Genomic DNA, 18,607 nt, shown 5'->3' with positions numbered 1-18,607 from the left:
TGCCCCCGTGGAGGCACTCCTCTTCACCGCCGGCGGCGGACCGTACCTGGCCCCCTTGTCGGACCTGGACGAGGTGCTGATGCCGGCGCGTCTGCGCCCCCTGGCCCAGGCACCGGTCTTCCTGGCCGGGGTGCTGGACCTGCGCGGCGCCACCCTGCCGGTCCTCGATCTGGCGGAACGCCTGGGGCGCGCGGGTCCGGCGCCCGCGGCGAGCCAGGGTCCGGCCGGGCGGCGCTGGCAGCGCGGCAACCGCATCCTGTGTTTTTCCGCCGCCGGGGTGTCCCTGGGGGCGATCGTGGAGTCGGTCACGGGGATTCGCACCCTGTCAGCCGACGCGCGCCGCGAACCGGTCTTGACCGCGGCCGGCGCCCCCGCCTTTCTCGGCGACCTGTGGCCGGTGGATGGCCGTCTGACCCAGGAGCTGCGCCTCTCCTGCCTGCTCGAACCCGCGGAACTCGCCCTGCTGCAGGGCACCGCGGTGGACCGCCTCGCGTGAACGACCTCACCGAGATCTTTCGCGCCGAGGCCGAAGCCAACCTCAAGGAGGCGACCCGGTTGGCACTGGCCTGCGAGCAGGCCCCGCCCGGCCGGGCCGAGGTCGAGGCCATGATGCGGGTCTTTCATACGCTGAAGGGGGCCGCCCGGGCGGTGCGCTTCGATCAGGAACGGGAGATCGCCCATCGCCTGGAAGATGTGTTCCACGCCATCCTGGACGGCACCGCGCCGTTCCGCCCGGCGGTGGTCGATCTGTGCCTGCTCGCCATCGACCTGACCCGCGCCACCCTGGAGGCGCGGCTGGCGGCGATCGAACTCCCCGACCTGGCCACCTTCCTGACGCGGGTGGACGACTACCAGGCCGCGCCGCTGGACGCCGCACCGCTGCCGGACCCGGCCACGCCGCAGTCGCCCGAGGCGGCAGACGGGGTCGCCGGCCTCGACCTGCTGGCCATCTTCCGCCTCGAGGTGCAGGAACAGTTGGCGCAGGCGCGCGCCAGGCTCGCCGACCCGGCGGTCGACGCCGAGGCCTGGGACGCTCACCTGCGCCGCGTTTTTCATACCCTCAAGGGCGCCGCCCGCGCCGTCGGCTGCGATCCGGTGCGTGAATTGGCCGGGGCCCTGGAGGACTTGGTCCACGGGGAGCACGAGGCGGCGGGCAGCACCGCGGTCCCGGCATCGCCCGACCTGATCGCGCTCATCCTCTGCGGCCTACGCTGGATCGAGACGGTGCTGGAACGAATCGCCGGCGGCGCCGAGCCCCCACCGCTCGCCGGTTTCCTGGAACCACTCGCCCGCTACCGGGACGACGGCATCCTGCCCCCGTGCAGCCCGCCGACGGAGCAGACCGCGGACCAGGCCGCACCCCCGGTCCCTATCCCGTCGGCCGCCGTCTCCGCGGCCAGCGCATCCGTCGGCGGTGCGGCACCCGTAGTCCCGCCGGAGCCGACGGTCGGTGTCACGGCCGTGCCGGTCGCCGGATCCGCCGCCGCGTCCAACGGGACCCCACCCGACGAACCGCGCGCCGAGCCCGCCCCGGCCGCGCGGCGTCAGGCCCGGCTCGACTATGAACAACTCGACCGGCTGCACCGGCTCTCGGGCGAACTGACGGTGGCGGTCGCCGCCCTGGCCGGGCAGCGTCACCAATTGCGGGTTCTGTCACGGACCCAGGCCCGCGCCGGGGCCCAGATCGAGCGTCTGGTGGCGGCCGCCCTGAGCGAGGACCTGGACCGGGAGACCCTGCAGGAGACGCTGCGCCAGGGCGCCCAGCGACTGTCTGCCGGCGCCGGCGCACTGGATGTGCTCACCGCGGCGCACGACCGGATGGAGGGCCGGCTGCGGCATCTGGCCGACGGCCTGGCGGACCAGGTGACCCAGGCGCGCCTGGTGCCGCTGGGGGATCTGCTGGACGACTATCCGCGACTCGCCCGCGATCTGGCCCTGGAACTCGGCAAGCGGGTCGATTTGCAACTCGACGGGATCGACAACCGCATCGATCGGGCGGTGCTGGAGCAGTTGCGCAACCCCTTGCTGCACCTGCTGCGTAATGCGCTGGATCACGGCATCGAGCCGGTCGCGGTGCGCACCGCCCAGGGTAAACCGCCGAGCGGGCGCATCCTGGTGGAGGCGCGCCAGTTCGGGTCCCGGATGCGCATCCGGGTGGAAGACGACGGCGCCGGCATCGATCAGGCGCGACTCGCGGCGTCCGTGATCGCGGCCGGCCACACCACGGCCGCGTTCTGGGCGCACCTGGGGGTCGAGGAGCGGATGCAGTTCCTCTTCCTGCCGGGGCTGAGTACCGCGGCAACGGTCTCAGCCACCTCCGGGCGCGGCTTCGGGCTCGATATCGTCAAGGCCGGCATCGAGGCCGCCGGCGGCACCGTCGGCGTGCGCAGCGAACCCGGCCGCGGCACCTGCTTCGAACTGCTGGTCCCCTTGAGCCTGTCGCTCACCCGCTGCCTGCTGGTGGTGGGTGGACGCCACCCCCTGTTCGGCGATCAACGCTACGCCTTCCCCATGGGCGAGGTGGCGCGGGTGCGCCGCCTGGCCGCCGTCGACCTGCGCGAAATCGCCGGACGGCTGGCAGTGCACCTGGAGGAGGAAACCCTGCCCTTGGTCCAGCTCCATGCCATCCTCGGGCTGGCGCCGGTCCACGCCGACCTGGAGCGCAAGCACCTGCTGGTGCTGGGCGAGGGGGATAGCCGTTGCGCACTCCTGGTCGAGGCCGTGGTGGACGAGCAGGACATGGTGTCCCGGCCGCTGGACGAACGCCTGGGCAAGGTCGCGGAGGTCTCCGGACTCACCTTGCTGGAGGACGGCGGTCTGGCCCTGATCCTGGATGTCCCGGACCTGCTGCAACACCTGCACGAAGGTGTCGGGCACCTGCATCCGGCGGCGGTGCGCGAGGCGCTGACGGCACCATTGCCGGAGCTGACGCCGGGTTCCGGCCGGACGGAGGCGCCGGCGGACGCGACACCGGCCCAGGTCCTGGTGGTGGAAGACTCGGTGACCGTACGGGAGGTGGAGCGGCACTTCCTGGAGCAGGCCGGCTACCAGGTGACCACGGCGGTGAACGGGGTGGACGGGCTCAACAAGGCCAAGGCGGGGGATCACCGCATTCTCATCACCGACATCGACATGCCGCGCATGAACGGACTGGAACTGATCCGCACCCTGCGCGGCATCGACCGCTTCCGCCGGCTGCCGATCATCGTCGTCTCCTACAAGGACCGCACCGAAGACCGTGACCGCGCCCTGGAGGCGGGTGCGGATCGTTATGTCACCAAGTCCGAGTTCGACACCGATGCCATGTTGGCGCTGGTCGCCCAACTGCTCGCGGCGGACGGAGCCGGCGGCGGCACCGACCCGCCGGCGCCGCGGCCCGCCTGGACCCCTGGTCGCGCACCATGAGTATCACGGCCCCGCGTACCGCGGATGCCGTCGCGCCGCCGGCCGGGGTGGTCATCGTCAACGACTCGCCGGTCGCGCGGGCGGTCACCGCGGCCGTGATTGCAGCCGACGGCGGCTTTCGGCTGCTCGGGCAGGCGACCGGCGGCCTGGCCGGCGTGGAATTGGTCTGCCGACTACGGCCGCAGTTGGTGTTACTCGATCTGCACATGCCCGATATCGACGGGGTGGAGGTCACCCGCCGCATCATGGCCACCTGCCCCACGCGTATTCTCATCTCCAGCGCGACCATTCGCAGCAATACCGCTTATCTTTTCAACGCCCTGAAACAGGGCGCCCTGGACTACACCCACACCCCGAGCCTCAAGGCGCGGCCGGGTGAGAGCGTGACCCGCGCCGACTTGCTCACGGCCGGCACCGGTCTGCTACGCAAGATGCGCACGGTGCTGAGTCTGCGGTCCGGCGCCGGCACGGTCGCGGTGCCGCCGCCGCGGCCGGCCGGCAGCGCGACCCGGGCGGGCACGGCGCCGGCCGGGAACGCAACACACCATGCCGAGGTGCGGGTGGTCGCGGTCGGCAGCTCCACCGGCGGGCCGAGCGCGCTCGCGACCCTGTTCGGCGCCCTGCCGCGCGGGCTCCCGGCGATCTATCTGGTCTCACAACACATCGACCCGGAGTTCACCGAAGGGCTCGCGCTCTGGCTGAGCGAGGAGACCGGACATCCGGCGGCGGTGGCCCGGGCGGGTGAAATCCCGATCCCTGGTCATATCTACCTGGCGTGCGGGGGACGCCGGAACCTGATCCTGTCGGCGGGCGGGCGACTCCAATACGAGTCCGCGGGCGACGCGGTCTATTGCCCCAACATCAACCGGATGTTCGCATCGCTCGCGGCCGCGGTGGCCGGTCCGCGGACGGTCCCTCCGGCCGCGGGTCGAGCGCCGATCTGCGGGGTGGTGCTGACCGGACTGGGGGACGACGGGGCCGAGGGTCTGGCCCTGATCAAGGCCGCCGGCGGCCGGGTGCTGGTGCAGGACCCGGCCACCGCCGTGGTGGACGGGATGCCGGGTGCACCGATCCGTCGCGGGATCGTCACCCATGGCCAGGCCCTGCCGGAGTTGGCTCGCCTGATTGCCCACTGGATCGAGGACGGGCGATGAGCCGCGGACCCAGGCCGCCACCGGCCGTGGATGCGCGTCCGGAGTCGCCGGCAGGATGCGTCGCCGAGCCGTTGCGCGACTGGATCCGGACCCGCACGGGCATCAGCATCACCGACCAGAATCAGGCCCCGGTCGAACTGGCGGTGCGCATCGAGGCCGAGCGCCATGGGCTGGACCCGGCCCGGTATCTGCAAAGGCTCTTGAGCGGCGGGCTCCCGCCCCAGGCCTTCATCGACGCCGTCGCCACCAACGAATCCTACTTTTTTCGCGCACTGGAGCAGATGCGGGTGGTGGTGACCCGGCTGATCCCGGAGCGGCTGGCGCGGCGGCCGGGTCAGCCGGTGCGCATCCTCTCCTTGCCCTGCGCCCGCGGCGAGGAGCCCTTCAGCCTGGCGATCCTGTGCGAAGAACACCGCATCCCGCCGCAGTCCGTCCAACTCGTCGGCGGCGACATCTCGGCGACCTGTGTGGCGGACGCCGGCCGCGGACTCTACAGTCCGCTGGCCCTGCGGCGCACCGACCCGGAACTGGCCCGGCGCTGGTTCACGCCGGCGGGGTCCCGCGCCTGGCAACTGGAACCGGCCCTGCTGCCGCGGGTGGAACTGCGTCGACTCAATCTGCTGGCGGATGCCGAAGTCGTGCTGGCCCGCCGCTTCGACATCGTCTTCTGTGAGAACCTGCTGATCTACTTCGACGCCGAAACCACCGTCGACGCCCTGGCCGTGCTGGGCCGCCTGCTGGTCCCGGACGGCTGGCTGTTCGTCGATCATGCCGAATGGAATATCCCGCGGGGCGCTTTTCGGATGCAGGAGTTCGACGGCTGCGTCGGCTTCCGTCCCCCGGGTGCGCCGGCCGCGGGCACATCCGCATCCGGGCCGCGGACCGGCCGGGTCGCCGATGCCCCGTCCCGCGGCGCGTCGACCCCGTCGCCAACCCGGATCCCGGCCCCCTTGCCAACCAGAGCCAGTGGACCCGCGGCGTCCCCGGTGTCGCGGCCGCTGCCGCGGCCGGCCCGGGCTGCCCCGGCAGCGCCGTTACGGGGATCGGCGCTGACCACCCACCTGGCCCAGGCCCAAGTCCATTACCGCGCCAAGCGCTTTGCCGAAGCCTTGAGCGCCTTCGACGCCGTACTGACCGCCGACCCCGGCCACCCGCTCGCCCGGCTCGGCAAGGCGCGGGTGCTGGCGGACTGTGGTGAGGACTTCGAGGCGCTGGAGATCGCTGAATCACTGCTCCACGGCGCCGCGGCCGGCGGCCTGAAGCTGGCCCCGGCCGATCAGGTGGAGGCGCTGGTCCTGATGGGTCTCTTGTTGCATAAGAAAGGACTCAAGGACTTGGCCCAAGGCTATCTGCGCGAAGTAAAACGGCACGACCCGCATCACCCCAGCCTGGGACTGCTGCGACCGCATCGACCAGGAGACGCGGATGCCTGAGGACACGCCTTTGCAGACCCCGTTCCGCGTCCTGATCGTCGATGACTCACCCACCATGCGGGCGGTCTGTACCCAGTCGCTGACCCAGGCCGGCTTGCGGTGCGCGGCGGCGGACGGTGCCGAGGAGGGTTATCGCATGCTCGGTGAGGCGCTGGCAGCGGGTCAACCCTTCGACGGACTCCTGCTCGACTGGCTGATGCCGGGGATGAACGGCTGGGAACTCCTGGAGCGCATCGCCGGGGAACGCCGCCTCGACGCCCTCGCGGTGATGATCTTCACCGAACAGCCCGACGACCGGGCCTACCAACTGGCGAGCCTGCGTCCGAACAATGACATCCAGCTCAAGGAGGATCTGACGCTCCTGCCCTATCGGATGCGCAAGTTCCTGACCACCTACAGCGAGGCGGGCGGCATGGGTGACTGGCGCGCCCGCCAGCTCCTGAAAAGCCGCGAACCCTTGGGCGGATCCATTCTGTTCGTGGACGACTCACCGACGGTCTGCGCAAAATACGGCGACCTGCTGCGCAACAACGGCTATGCCGTCCTGATCGCCGACTCCATGGCCGCCGCCCTGGAACTGGCACGCCGCCACAAGCCGCAGCTCGCGGTGGTGGATTATTTCATGCCCGGCGGCAACGGCGACGCCCTCTGCCGGGCACTGCTGGAGGATGACCGCACGCGCGACATCACGGTGGTGATGCACTCCCAGCGCAAGGAGGTCATCGAAGACGCCCTGGATGCCGGCGCCATCGATCTGATCTGGAAAGACGACCCGATCAACATTTTCCTGATGCGCATCGCTTCCATCATGCGCACCCTGCGGGCCAACCGGCAGGCCAAGGACCTGGACATCCTGTTCGCCGCCACCCAGGCCCTGGATATCGGGGTCATGTCGGCGACCCCGGAGGGCTTCAAGGCGTTCAATGCCACCATGGACCGGTTCGCCCGCGAGTGCGGCGGGCTCGACCGCTTCGACCCCCAGGGTATCGCCGCCCTGCCCCATCGCTGTACCGACCGGGACGGCCGGCGCCGCGCATTCAACATCCAGAACGTCGCCGGGGAGAGCGGCGGCCGGGTGGTGCTGGTGCAGGACGTGACGGTGAGCGCCGATCAGGCCGAGGTGCTGGAGCAGGCGCGCGACCGGGCGGTGGAACTGGCCAATGCCAAGAGCCAGTTCCTGGCCAGCATGAGTCACGAGATCCGGACCCCACTGAACGGCGTCCTGGGGATGCTGGAGCTGCTCAAGGGGACCGACATGAGTAGCGAGCAGGAACACTACGTAGACACCGGCATCAACTCGGCCGAGGGGTTGCTCGGGGTGATCGGCGACATCCTGGACTTTTCCAAGATCGATGCCGGACGCCTGGAACTGGAGCGCACCGCCTTCAACCTCCCGGAATTGGCGGAAGAAGTGATGCAGATGCTGGCCGGCAAGGCCATGAGCCAGGATCTGGAGGCGATCTGTCACGTCGAGCCGGAGGTGCCGACCTCGGTGGTGGGGGACCCCACCCGGTTGCGCCAGGTGCTGATCAACCTGATCGGCAATGCCATCAAGTTCACCGAATACGGCGAGGTGGGCTTACGGGTCTGGCTGGACGATCCGGACCCGCTGGCGCCGCGGATCGGCTTCGCCGTGTGCGATACCGGGATCGGCGTCGACGCGGCGGCGCGGGCGCACATCTTCGAAGCCTTCCGGCAGGCCGACAACAGCACCACCCGGCGCTTCGGCGGCACCGGTTTGGGGCTGGCCATCAGCAACCAGCTCGTCCAGATGATGGGCGGCACCCTGGACCTGGAGAGCACCCCTGGTCAGGGCAGCACCTTCAGCTTCGTCATCCCCCTGGAACAGGCATCCCCCGACGCGGCGGCGCCGCCCTGGCGGATGGCCGATGTCAAGGCACTCGCCGGACGGCGCGTGCTGATCGTCGATGACAATGCCACCAACCGGCTCTATCTGCATTGCATGTGTCGCGCCTGGTCCATGATCTGCACCGAGGCGGCGGACGGGCCCCAGGCACTGGAACTGCTGATTGCCGCCCCCGGCGCCGGCCCGCCGTTCGATCTGGTGCTCCTGGACCGCAGAATGCCCGATATGGACGGACTGGAAGTCCTCGCCTGGCTGCGCGCGGACCCCGGCGGTCTCGGGGTCCGGGTGGTCTTGCAGACTTCCATGGACGAGACGGGCGAGGCGCGGCGCGCCCGCGAACTCGGTGCCGATGACAGCCTGGTCAAGCCGGTGCGCCGCCGCCTCCTCCTGGAGACCCTGTCCCACCTGTTCGGCGGCGGTCATGCCGACCCGGCCGAGGTCGCACGTACCCCGGCGCGCATCCGCCTGGACGGCTGCCGGGTGCTGGCGGTCGAGGACAATCACGTCAACCAGATGGTGCTGCGCGGTATCCTGGAGCGGTCCGGCTGCGCGGTGCGGATCGCCAACCACGGCGCCGAGGCACTCGACATCCTGGCCGACCAGTCGTTCGATATCGTGCTGATGGATTGCGAGATGCCGGTCCTGGACGGGCTCTCCGCGACCCGCGCGTTGCGTGAACGCGAGCGTGCGCAGGGCGCGGGCGGGCCTCATCAGGTGGTGGTCGCACTCACCGCCCATGCGTTTCCCGCGGAGCGTGATCGCTGCCTGGCCGCGGGCATGGACGACTATCTGCCCAAACCGATCCGCGCCCCGGACCTGCTCGCCACCCTGGACCGCTGGTGGACGCGGGCCGCGCCGACCACGGTGGCCGCAACCGCGGCATCCCTGATCACGACGAGCGCTGCACCGACCCTCGACCGCGCGGTCATCGCCGACCTGCGCGAAGCCATTGGCGACATCACACCGGTGATCGAGGCCGCCCTGGCTGACCTGCCGCAACGGCTGGCGACCCTTGGTCGCGCCGTGACTGACGCCGCGCAGGACAGCATCCGCGCCGAGACCCACGCCCTGGCGGGTGCCTGCGGCAATCTGGGAGCGCAGGAGGCCGCCCGACTGGCGCAGGCGCTGGAAACCCTGAGTCGGTCCGGCGATCCCAATGACTCCCCCGGTGGCGCACCCGAACTGTTCGCCGCACTGGACGCCGAGATCGGACGGCTGCTGCCGGCTCTGGCGGCCTTGCTGGAGGAGGAGACCGGGGCAGTCAGCATGGCGTGATTCCAGGTACAACGGTCAGCTAGGCAGGCGTGCACCTCCGTGGGTTTGCTGCCCCGGCTTGCGGCCCCGGCACACATCGATAGACCGTTCGGCGCGAACAACAACTCTCTGGTCGAATGAGCGATCGACACCGGCGTGGTGGATCATTGCGACATTGCGGACCGAGCAGGAACGGACCTCATCCAGCAGTTCCAAATTTGAGGGTCTCCTGCGGCCCTTAAACAAATAGGAGTGTAAATTTGCGAAAATGCGTCGTCGTCAATTATGCAAAACGCATGCATGTCAGGCATTCGTTAGAACTGCCTGTTGATCTAATTGGTCTTGCGAAAAAATACGGGACTTTAAGATTCATTGATATACCATGTCAGATTGACGGAATCACGGCAAACTTGAAGGTACCAGGTACCAAGCCAACGATCTTAGTCAACAAGACACGCCCCAAGAAGAGGCAACGCTTTACGTTAGCCCATGAAATAGGCCATGTGGTAATCCCATGGCATATGGGAACGATTTTCGACATAACTGACGCTGGCGTCCCTGACGGGGCGATTGATTACTGGGATATGGAGGCGGAAGCAAATGCGTTCGCGACTGAACTGCTTATGCCAAGCTCTTGGATGCTAGGATTGCTTGAGAACTTTAATAATCCGGCAGAAATTAATGAAAAAATGGCTTATGAGGCTAATGTATCAGCGATTGCTGCCACGCTGCGATTAAAGACGTTTTTACCGCCAGGTTACATATTTGTTGTCTACACAAGTGATGGAAAAATAGCATACTCAGGTCGGACTGAGGGTACCCATGCAAGCCCCCCAGCACGCGGCGAAGATCAGCGCGCAAAAGAACAGTATGGGTATGCTCAAGACTTCTACGAATTCCATTCCGGCCAAGAACATTATCTCTGGATCGAGTTTCCATCTGAAGTCAACATTACTTTAGATACGAAGAGAAAATGGCGTGATGTTCTCGATGAGATACTGGATGATGTTACCGATAGTGAGGAACAAAAACGGACATATAAGCAACAAGTAAATGGAGTGCTTGGATATGCAAATGGAGTGGTTCGGAGAGGCGACTATAACGAGCGCTCTCTGTGCAGCGCATGCATTCAGCGGTTTAACGGAAAAGAGCATTTGAAGCCGATTACAAGTCACTTGAAGTTTGAGGAATTCCTCTCAGCAAAAATACGTGATTTGATTGATAAAGCCGGGCGTTAACAAGACCGCAGACGCGGACGCATTTTTCGTTTGCGTTGCCCACTACAAGTGTGCTGGTTGCAGCTGGTTATGGCCTTTGACTATACCTTTCACGGTGAGGGAAATGAAGCGAAATCGTCCAGTGACCCAGCTTGACGAGTGGGGATGTGGGGTTGCTTGTGTAGCATCATATCTCGAGCTGTCATATGGTGAGGCAAAGACTCACCTCGAAAGATACAAAAGGAATCTAGTCGACCCGGACCCCAAAGACATGGAGATTATCGCAAGAATAGCCATCAAGACATGACAGAATTCGAGTGGGACCCAGAAAAGGCCATAGCGAATAAGACTGACCACCGTGTAACATTCGAGGAAGCACGGACCATTTTCGGCGATCCTTTTGAACTCACAATGCCAGATTCCGACTACTCCGAAGGGGAACAGCGGTTTCTGAGTATCGGCCAGTCGGAACTCGGGCGCTTATTCGTTGTCTCCTACGCAGAAAGGAAGCCAAACACGATTCGAATCATCATTAGCGCAAGACGCGCTTCGCAAGCCGAGAATGAGCCAAGACATTGAATCATCCGAATTCAGAGCCGAGTATGATTTTTCGGAGGCCGTGCGCGGCAAACATCATGAAGCGTATCATGAAGGTACGAACGTCATTCTACTTGACTCGGACCTGGCTTGCGTATTTCCCGATTCTGCGTCGGTAAACAGAGCATTGCGTCTATTGGTGGACATCGCAAGCAAGGAGGCCGGCAGAGAAAAGCGACCCAGTTCCACGGAATGAGTGAATGTCAGCTGGAAAAAGACGAAATGGCACTTACTGAACGCCAAGCAAGCGAGCTCGCATATCATCGGGAACGCGCCCGCACACAGACAAGCATACTGAACCAGCCGTTCTCTTGGGACGTTATTAATCATCCATCCCGGAGGTGGTGGAACGCCTATTGGCAAATGTACGCTTACCTGGTGACACTGAACCTGAAGGGAAAACGCGCACTGGTCGTCGGCTGCGGGTATGGTGAGGACGCGCTGCGTCTCGCGAAATTAGGTGCCGACGTTTATGCGTTCGATCTTAGTTCGGATTCGGTATCCATCGCCGGCGCTTTGGCTGAACGAGAAGGTTTGAATATCGTATTTGCAGTGATGCCCGCGGAGACGATGACCTATGACAACGATTTCTTCGACGTTGTGATTGCGAGAGATATCCTTCACCATGTCGATATTCCGCGTACGATAAATGAGATCTTCCGTGTCTCAAAGTGTGATGCACTATTTCTGGCAAACGAAATATATTCTCACTCGTTCACTGATAAAGTCAGGCACTCGATCCTGGTCGAGCGAGTGATCTACCCAAGAATGCAGACATTTATTTACGGAAGAGGAAAGCCATACATTACCGAACATGAGCGAAAGCTCACGGAACAGGATATTCAAAAGATAGTCAAACCACTGAGAAAGGTTGTGTTCAAGAAATATTTCAACTTTCTTGTTACGAGAATCATTCCTGATCGATATGACTATTTTTCGAAGATCGATCGTCTGCTTTTGATTTTACTGAGGCCAATTGCCCCTTTTCTTGCGGGGCGCATTTTATTTTCCGGGCATATAAAAAAATAAGCGGTTTTAATTAATTCCATTCGAGTCCGCATGCCTGTGCCATCGCTGCGAAATTCCGATGCGCACGGACCGTCAGTTCATTACGCAGGGACAGCCGTGCCGCCGCGGGAATGGACAGCACCTCGCCAACTCGCGGCGGCACCTCGGCGAGCGGCGGACAGCGCGACTGCCCCGGCAGGTCCCAGGTCTCCAGATAGAAATCGACCTTGCATGGCCGATCGCTCAATCCCAGATGCGGTACGGCAAAGGACTGTGCGGTGATGGCGCCATGCAGGCTGGTGCCGATGAATAAGGTCGCTTTGGCGATCGTCAACATGATCTCGAAGAGCGAAGCCTCCGCGCTGACGACCCTGGCCCGGCTGCGCAGTTTCCCCTGAATGGTGCGCAACGCCACCTGGTCATCGAGCCCGACATAGCGGCCGATCGGCAGCAGCACGACGGGCAAGCGGTACTGCGCGTGGATCGCTTCAAGCGCGGCAACGATGGCGTCCAGATGCTTGCGCGCATAGCGCTGGTTTGACTGGAAACACAGGTAAGGTCCGGCGTCGAGCAGAACGCGCAGTGCGCTCGAGGCCCGCGTCTCCAGCCAGGGGATCGGGTACTGCTCCGACATCAGGATGGCGCTATCCGGGGCGAGCACAACGGGCAGACGGCTTTCGAGTGGCGCAAACAAGCGCTTCGTCTCTGCATCCCTGACCGACAGATAGGCCGCCTGTCCCAGCCGGTTCAGGGTCTGCTCCTGCACGCGCAGCGGCAGCCGGGCGAACTCCGAACCGCCAACGGCGTTATAGGCCACTTTGACCGGAACGGGGAAATCCCCCGGACCCGCCACCCACGGAAAGGGCGCGCGGCCGCCGAACGAATGGCGGCTCAGCGCATTGACGGCGCTTTCACCAATCAGGCGTTGCAGGTAGTAGAGCGCGGCATTGCCGGTCCGCCCCAGCAGGTTGGCAGACATTGCACTCCAGTCGACACCGATGGTGCCGCCGCCGGCGAAGATGACGACCGTGCCGGGGGCGAGCGCGCCCGGCCGATAGAGCGCTTTGAGTGAACGCGTCGCCATCGCCCCATAACGTCGGAAGTCGCTGCCGATGAGCGCATGAACCGCGGTGATCGTCCCCGGACTATGCACCGCCAGTGCATTCCCGACGACCATCGGAAACAGCAGATCGCCATAATTGAAGCGGTCGAAGGCGCCGAGCAGGATGGCCGAGGGTGGTTCGCAGCGGATCATGAGCGGGAACCGTTTACCAGTAAGCTAAACACGTCCAACAGGAAGCACCTCGGGGCGTCATTGTCGTTGTCGTTGTTTAACGCTTCAGGAAAGCCAGGGTACTCATCCATTGTTCGGCAAAGAAGACGCGCAGAATAATAAGATAGATCATCAGCCCGGCCCCGACCTCGATAACGAGCCGGACCGGTGCCGGTGCGCCGGCCACCAGCAATTTGACGCCAAGGACCCCGGCGGCCATGCCGGCCACGCCGAGCACCGCCGGACGCAAGCCGCGGGCAATGCGGCGAAACGACGTGTCGATCGCTTGCTTACCCAACCGGATCGTGACAATGGTAACGATGGGTTCGGCGATCAGCACGGCCAGCACCAAGCCGATGACTCCCTCATTGGCGCCGATGAGGATCAGGGTGAAGAGCAGCACCCAACTCACCAGGGTCGATCGTAAGACGAGACCGGGATACCCGATACCGCCGAGCACCTGCCGGATGAATGACGTGAGCCCCCTGAACGGCACACTCAGCGACAACAGCGTCAGCGGCACGATGGCCGGTGCCCATGACTCACCAAACAGCGTCAATACGAACGCCTCGCCGACGCAGGCCAGTCCGATCATGAGCGGCAGCAGGGCCAGCGCGGCGATGCCGATTGCTTTCTCCAGGTAATGCGCAACCGCCGCGGGCTGGCCCTGAAACTTCGCGAACGCGGGGAAAACGATCGGGTTGATGACGGCCGAAATCTTGGCCAGCGGCAACAGCGCGAATTGCATCGAGACGACAAACAGGCCCATCGCTTGGGGCCCGAGCCGGGGCCCGGCGATCAGCACCGGAAGCAGGTTGGCAGTGATGCTGACCGCGCCGGCGAGCGCCATGGTCCCGCCGAAAGCGAGCATCCCGCGCACCGGATCGAAGCGCAATGACGGCACCACGAACCAGGGCTGCATGACCATCAGGATGACCGCCAGGAACGCACGGTGGGTCAGGACGCCGATGATCAGCGCCCAGACCCCGGCACCATAGACGGCGAGGAGCAAGGTTGTCAGGGCGGACGCGATGCCGGCGGCCAGTTCGGCGAACGCCTTGAGCTTGAATTTGAGTTCGCGGTCGAGCAAGGCGTCCGGAATCACCCGGAAGGGAAACAGCAGGAAGACAAATGCCAGTACCCGCGCCAGGGGTTCGAGACGGGGTTCGTTGAAATAACCGGCGATCAGTGAACTGCCGAAAAAGTAGGCGAGAAACAGCAAACCGTTGACGAGCAGCATCCAGCCGAACGCACTACGCACCGCGCTGCGCCCGAGCGTCTTGGTGTGCACCAGTGCGCGTTCCAGACCAAAGGTGCTGAGCAGAAAAAGAAACTCCAAGGGAGTTTCCAGCATGGCGTTGAGGCCGTAGTCGCTGGTGCTGATGAAACGCACAACGACGATGGTCGCGATCCAGCTAATGGTCTGGGCGATCATGCGCAGCAGCGTCGCCCAACGCAAACCCGACAGGATGGTGTCGATGAGCGCGGCATTGTCCTGGTCACGCATCATGTGAATCCGCCGCTGTTTTCCACCCTAGCAGCCTGTCGGACTTAGCCCTAGGATTAGGGTATGAGTCAACATAAAGGCTTTTTGTTGCTCCACAATCTAACGTAAGGTGATTTCCGCGAAGAATCCAACCCGTAGGAGCCCGCTTGCGGGCGACGGGTGGGGCACAATGACGCGATTCCGGCAGGTCACGTCGCCCGCAAGCGGGCTCCTATGGAGCTTGATTCTTGATAGCGTCTTATTCGGAAATCGCCTAAAGTCCGACAGGCTGCTAGGAGCAGCTTTGGTCATCGTTCCGGACCGCTTCCGCCGAGAGGTCGGGGCGAAAATTTGATCCACAAATGACCACAGATGACCACAGATGTCTCTATCTTCATCTGTGACATCTGTGGACAATCCGGGTGATCGTTTTGGCCGGGACGGCGATCATGGCCGACACCGGCCGCCTCAAATACCGCCGACGACCTCCAGGGTCGCGACCGCTCCCAAGGCAGTGCGGATTTCCTCCAGTGTGATGGCGCGTGCCCGCCACATGTCGTCGAGCATCCCGAGGCAGGTGAGACGCATGACATTGGTGTCCGGACCGCGCAGCCAGAGATGATAGCCCTCCTGAATCAGCGGGGTGCCGCCGCCCCCGTCAGTCGATTGGGCGAGCTGGAAGCGGACCGGCCCGGGCCGCTGGAGACGCGCGACCTGGGTCCACACAGTTTGGACACGGACGATCTTGAAGGTCTGGGGCGCGATGGTCTGGGCGCCCTCCCGTGACATGGTGCGGACCTCCAGCCCGCAACTCGGCCCCGCGTTCGCCCCGGCCGGCCGGACCCGGCCGCTCAGGAAGAAGATCCGGGCACGGTCCTGAGGCACCTGCACCGGGCGGTTCAGGGTCAGGGTACTGCCCGGCGGAATCGCGGCCCAATCGCCGGCCGCGTCCTTACGCACCTGGACCGGAGCACAGGCCACCAACAGGGCAGCCAGCACGACGACACCGAACGGATGGAAATAACGCCTGCTCATCGCTCGCCCTCTTGCAGATTGCTTGGGAACCGTTCATTAACCAGCGAAACAAGTCCATCAGGGGCGTCTCGGTCGTTGTCGTTGTCGTTGTCGTAATCGAGTTTACGATACCCGCGAAAATTGTCTCACACCGCATCGATCGTTGGTCCCAGCGAATCGAAACCCGATAGATAACGGGCTACTCATGCCTGACTTGAATCGCTTCTCCGATTACGACAACGACAACGATTGTATTCGCTATTTTACTGATGTGGCTCGTGACCAGGCTCAATCCAAACTCACCCGCACCTGGGCCACCACCGCCAGCGCCTTGGCCTGGGCCTCGGCGATGTCCTTACCGCGCGCCAGGGCGACACCCATGCGGCGGCGCCCGCGCACTTCGGGCTTGCCGAAGAGGCGCAGATCGGTGCCCGGCTCCGCCAAAGCAGCCGCCAGGTTGCCGAAGCGCGGCCGGTCGGAGTCGCCCTCGACCAGGAGCGCCACTGAAGCGGCGGGGCCGAGTTGGCGGATCTCCGGAATCGGCAGCCCCAGGATGGCGCGTACGTGCAAGGCGAACTCGGACAGATCCTGCGAGATCAAAGTCACCAGACCGGTATCATGCGGGCGCGGTGAGACTTCGCTGAAAATGACCTCATCGCCGCGCACGAAGAGTTCGACGCCGAAGATTCCGCGTCCACCCAGCGCCTCGGTGACCCGACCGGCGATCTCGCGCGCCCGCGCCAGCGTATCCGGGTGCATCGGCTGCGGCTGCCAGGACTCGCGGTAGTCGCCGTCCGCCTGACGGTGGCCGATGGGTTCGCAAAAACTGGTGCCGTTACGATGGCGCACGGTGAGCAGGGTGATCTCATAGTCGAAGGGGACAAAGCCCTCCACGATGACGCGTCCGGCCCCGCTGCGCCCGCCGCCTTGCGCATAGTCCCAGGCCGCGCCGATCGCATCGCGGGTGCGCACCAGGCTCTGGCCCTTACCGGACGAAGACATGATGGGCTTCACCACGCAGGGCAGACCGATCACCGCGACCGCGGCGGCGAAGTCGTCCGGGGTGTCGGCGAATCGATAAGTTGAGGTGGGGATGCCCAACTCCTCCGCAACCAACCGGCGAATCCCCTCGCGGTTCATCGTCAGCCGCGCCGCCCGCGCGGTCGGAATGACGGTGAAACCCTCGGCCTCCAAGGCCACCAGCGTCTCGGTGGCGATCGCCTCGATCTCCGGGACGATGTAATCCGGCCGCTCCAGTTCAATCACGCGCCGCAGTTCTGCACCATCCAGCATGGAAAAGCTGTAGGCACGGTCGGCGACCTGCATCGCCGGCGCATTGGCATAGCGGTCGCAGGCGATGACTTCCACGCCCAGGCGTTTCAGTTCGATCACGACTTCCTTGCCAAGCTCGCCGGCACCACACAGCAAGACCTTGGTGGCGGTGGCGGAAAATGGGGTGCCAAGCGTCGGCATGAAGCGCTCTCCGATTGATGCAGTCCGTTGGTCGCGGACGATTTGGGACGACAATGCGAGACTACGGTGATTGACGGACATTGCCTAGGGTTCAATGCCCAGGGCGCGCAGCCGAGCGGCCAGACGCTCCGGTCGGGTCCTCCTCAGGATTGATCGAGCCGGTAGTGCTTCTCCACCGCCTCCAGCACCTCCCAGGTACAAGCGAGGCCCGCCGGGAAACGGATCAGATCGCCGCGGCGGAACTCCTGAGGCACGCCGCCCTCGGGGGTCACCAGGAAGCGGCCGCGCAGGACATAGCAAGTCTCCTGCTGGGTGTAACGCCAGGGAAAAGTCGCCGGCTCCCGACGCCACAGGGGCCAGCCCTCGACGCCCAGGACTTCGAGTTTGGCGGGGGATGGTTTGTGTTCCACCAGGATATCAAGGTCGTTCATGATGGTGCACTCAGGCAGCAGACGCGGCACTGACTGCCGCGCGGTGTGTAGAATAGGACGCGGGAGACTGCCGCGCCCGGTTGCCCGGCAGGTTAGACGCCACCCCACCAGCGCCGCAAGAGGAAAGCCTGCATCCTGGGCGATTACCGGAACGTCCAGCACGCAACATGTGTCGCCGCGGGCCTCGATCAAGATTCCGGCCACTTGGGCTCGCCGGGTGCGTAGTCAGGCCATCCTGGCCTGACACCGTCAGGGCTGGAAGCCCTGACTACGCACGCCGCCGGCCGGGATTACGATCAATGCCTCGCCGCGGGCAGGGCTGACCGTCGACCGCCTCCGCGTGAGCGCGCGCGACCGGCCCCGGCACCAGGGGGGGGCGGCCCCAACTCAACCCGGTTCTTGTGCAGTTCCGACCGCTGAAGGACACTGAACATTATGACTGAACGACTCGACGCTCTTGCAACCCGCCTCGGGACGCTGCTCATGGCCCGCGGACTGCGCCTGGTCACGGCTGAGTCATGCACCGGGGGCTGGGTCGCCAAGGTGGTGACCGATGTCGCCGGCAGCAGCGCCTGGTTCGATCGCGGCTTCGTCACTTACAGCAACGCCGCCAAGGAGGCCATGCTGGGGGTCCGTCCACCCACCCTGGAGGCCAGCGGCTCAGTCAGCGAACCCGTGGTCCTGGAACTGGTGGCCGGGGCCCTTGAGCGCAGCCAGGCCCAGGTGGCGGTGGCGGTCAGCGGCATCGCCGGACCCGGCGGCGGCAGTGAAGACAAACCCGTAGGCACGGTCTGGTTCGCCTGGTCGATTCCGGACGGCCCGCCCTGGACGCGGCGCCTGCAATTTGCCGGTGATCGCGATGAGGTGCGCCATCAGGCCGTGCGGTTCGCCCTGGAAGGCCTGATCGAACGGCTTGCGGGTCAGAGCCGGTCGGATGGCTGAGCGCTCAGGGTTCAAATTCTGTCGGGTTTGAATGCCCTGTGCGATAATCACCG

At 64.8% G+C, this 18,607-nt stretch carries 14 protein-coding genes; 9 read left to right on the top strand and 5 right to left on the bottom strand.

The window, feature by feature from the left end:
- Nucleotides 1–7: 7 nt before the first annotated feature.
- From A39O_RS0128765 to A39O_RS0128725, 8 genes are all read left to right on the top strand, one after another.
- Nucleotides 8–496: a chemotaxis protein CheW gene (locus tag A39O_RS0128765; protein ID WP_020508112.1), complete on the top strand. Its 489-nt coding sequence runs from the start codon at nucleotides 8–10 to the stop codon at nucleotides 494–496.
- Entirely contained in the window at nucleotides 493–3,405 is a 2,913-nt protein-coding gene (locus A39O_RS0128760; RefSeq protein WP_020508111.1) for a hybrid sensor histidine kinase/response regulator, read from the top strand. The genes A39O_RS0128765 and A39O_RS0128760 overlap by 4 nt, the downstream gene beginning before the upstream one ends.
- Nucleotides 3,402–4,559 carry a chemotaxis protein CheB gene (locus A39O_RS0128755; protein WP_020508110.1) on the top strand — a complete coding sequence of 386 codons (1,158 nt, stop codon included), beginning with the start codon at nucleotides 3,402–3,404 and terminating at the stop codon, nucleotides 4,557–4,559. The genes A39O_RS0128760 and A39O_RS0128755 overlap by 4 nt, the downstream gene beginning before the upstream one ends.
- Nucleotides 4,556–5,992, top strand: a complete 1,437-nt coding sequence (locus A39O_RS37260; RefSeq protein WP_020508109.1) for a CheR family methyltransferase — start codon at nucleotides 4,556–4,558, stop codon at nucleotides 5,990–5,992. The genes A39O_RS0128755 and A39O_RS37260 overlap by 4 nt, the downstream gene beginning before the upstream one ends.
- Nucleotides 5,985–9,134 carry a response regulator gene (locus A39O_RS37255; protein ID WP_020508108.1) on the top strand — a complete coding sequence of 1,050 codons (3,150 nt, stop codon included), beginning with the start codon at nucleotides 5,985–5,987 and terminating at the stop codon, nucleotides 9,132–9,134. The genes A39O_RS37260 and A39O_RS37255 overlap by 8 nt, the downstream gene beginning before the upstream one ends.
- A gap of 239 nt (nucleotides 9,135–9,373) precedes the next feature.
- Entirely contained in the window at nucleotides 9,374–10,351 is a 978-nt protein-coding gene (locus A39O_RS39570; protein ID WP_157640485.1) for an ImmA/IrrE family metallo-endopeptidase, read from the top strand.
- A gap of 282 nt (nucleotides 10,352–10,633) precedes the next feature.
- The gene (locus A39O_RS0128730) at nucleotides 10,634–10,909 is read left to right on the top strand and encodes a BrnT family toxin (RefSeq protein ID WP_020508105.1); all 276 of its coding nucleotides are present in this window, start codon (nucleotides 10,634–10,636) and stop codon (nucleotides 10,907–10,909) included.
- Between the two features lie 108 nt (nucleotides 10,910–11,017).
- Nucleotides 11,018–11,956 carry a class I SAM-dependent methyltransferase gene (locus A39O_RS0128725; protein WP_157640483.1) on the top strand — a complete coding sequence of 313 codons (939 nt, stop codon included), beginning with the start codon at nucleotides 11,018–11,020 and terminating at the stop codon, nucleotides 11,954–11,956.
- Nucleotides 11,957–11,966: 10 nt separating this feature from the next.
- Here the strand turns inward: A39O_RS0128725 and A39O_RS0128720 are convergent, their stop codons facing one another.
- From A39O_RS0128720 to A39O_RS0128700, 5 genes are all read right to left on the bottom strand, one after another.
- Nucleotides 11,967–13,190 (bottom strand): polysaccharide pyruvyl transferase family protein, encoded by a 1,224-nt coding sequence (locus A39O_RS0128720; protein WP_020508103.1) that lies wholly within the window; start codon nucleotides 13,188–13,190, stop codon nucleotides 11,967–11,969.
- Nucleotides 13,191–13,266: 76 nt separating this feature from the next.
- Complete coding sequence (locus A39O_RS0128715; protein ID WP_169338507.1) at nucleotides 13,267–14,715, bottom strand: lipopolysaccharide biosynthesis protein; 1,449 nt, start codon at nucleotides 14,713–14,715, stop codon at nucleotides 13,267–13,269.
- Nucleotides 14,716–15,162: 447 nt separating this feature from the next.
- Nucleotides 15,163–15,729: a hypothetical protein gene (locus tag A39O_RS35655; protein ID WP_020508101.1), complete on the bottom strand. Its 567-nt coding sequence runs from the start codon at nucleotides 15,727–15,729 to the stop codon at nucleotides 15,163–15,165.
- 267 nt (nucleotides 15,730–15,996) lie between these two features.
- Nucleotides 15,997–17,181, bottom strand: a complete 1,185-nt coding sequence (gene purT / locus A39O_RS0128705) for a formate-dependent phosphoribosylglycinamide formyltransferase (RefSeq protein WP_020508100.1) — start codon at nucleotides 17,179–17,181, stop codon at nucleotides 15,997–15,999.
- Between the two features lie 143 nt (nucleotides 17,182–17,324).
- Complete coding sequence (locus A39O_RS0128700; protein ID WP_020508099.1) at nucleotides 17,325–17,612, bottom strand: cupin domain-containing protein; 288 nt, start codon at nucleotides 17,610–17,612, stop codon at nucleotides 17,325–17,327.
- Between the two features lie 435 nt (nucleotides 17,613–18,047).
- Between A39O_RS0128700 and pncC the strand changes: the two genes are divergently transcribed.
- The gene (gene pncC, locus A39O_RS0128695; protein ID WP_020508098.1) at nucleotides 18,048–18,554 is read left to right on the top strand and encodes a nicotinamide-nucleotide amidase; all 507 of its coding nucleotides are present in this window, start codon (nucleotides 18,048–18,050) and stop codon (nucleotides 18,552–18,554) included.
- Nucleotides 18,555–18,607 lie beyond the last annotated feature (53 nt).

Source organism: Lamprocystis purpurea DSM 4197, from assembly GCF_000379525.1.
GTDB classification, from domain to species: domain Bacteria; phylum Pseudomonadota; class Gammaproteobacteria; order Chromatiales; family Chromatiaceae; genus Thiodictyon; species Thiodictyon purpureum.
The sequence above is the reverse complement of the archived record's forward strand: the minus strand, read 5'-3'. Positions and strand labels throughout refer to the sequence as shown.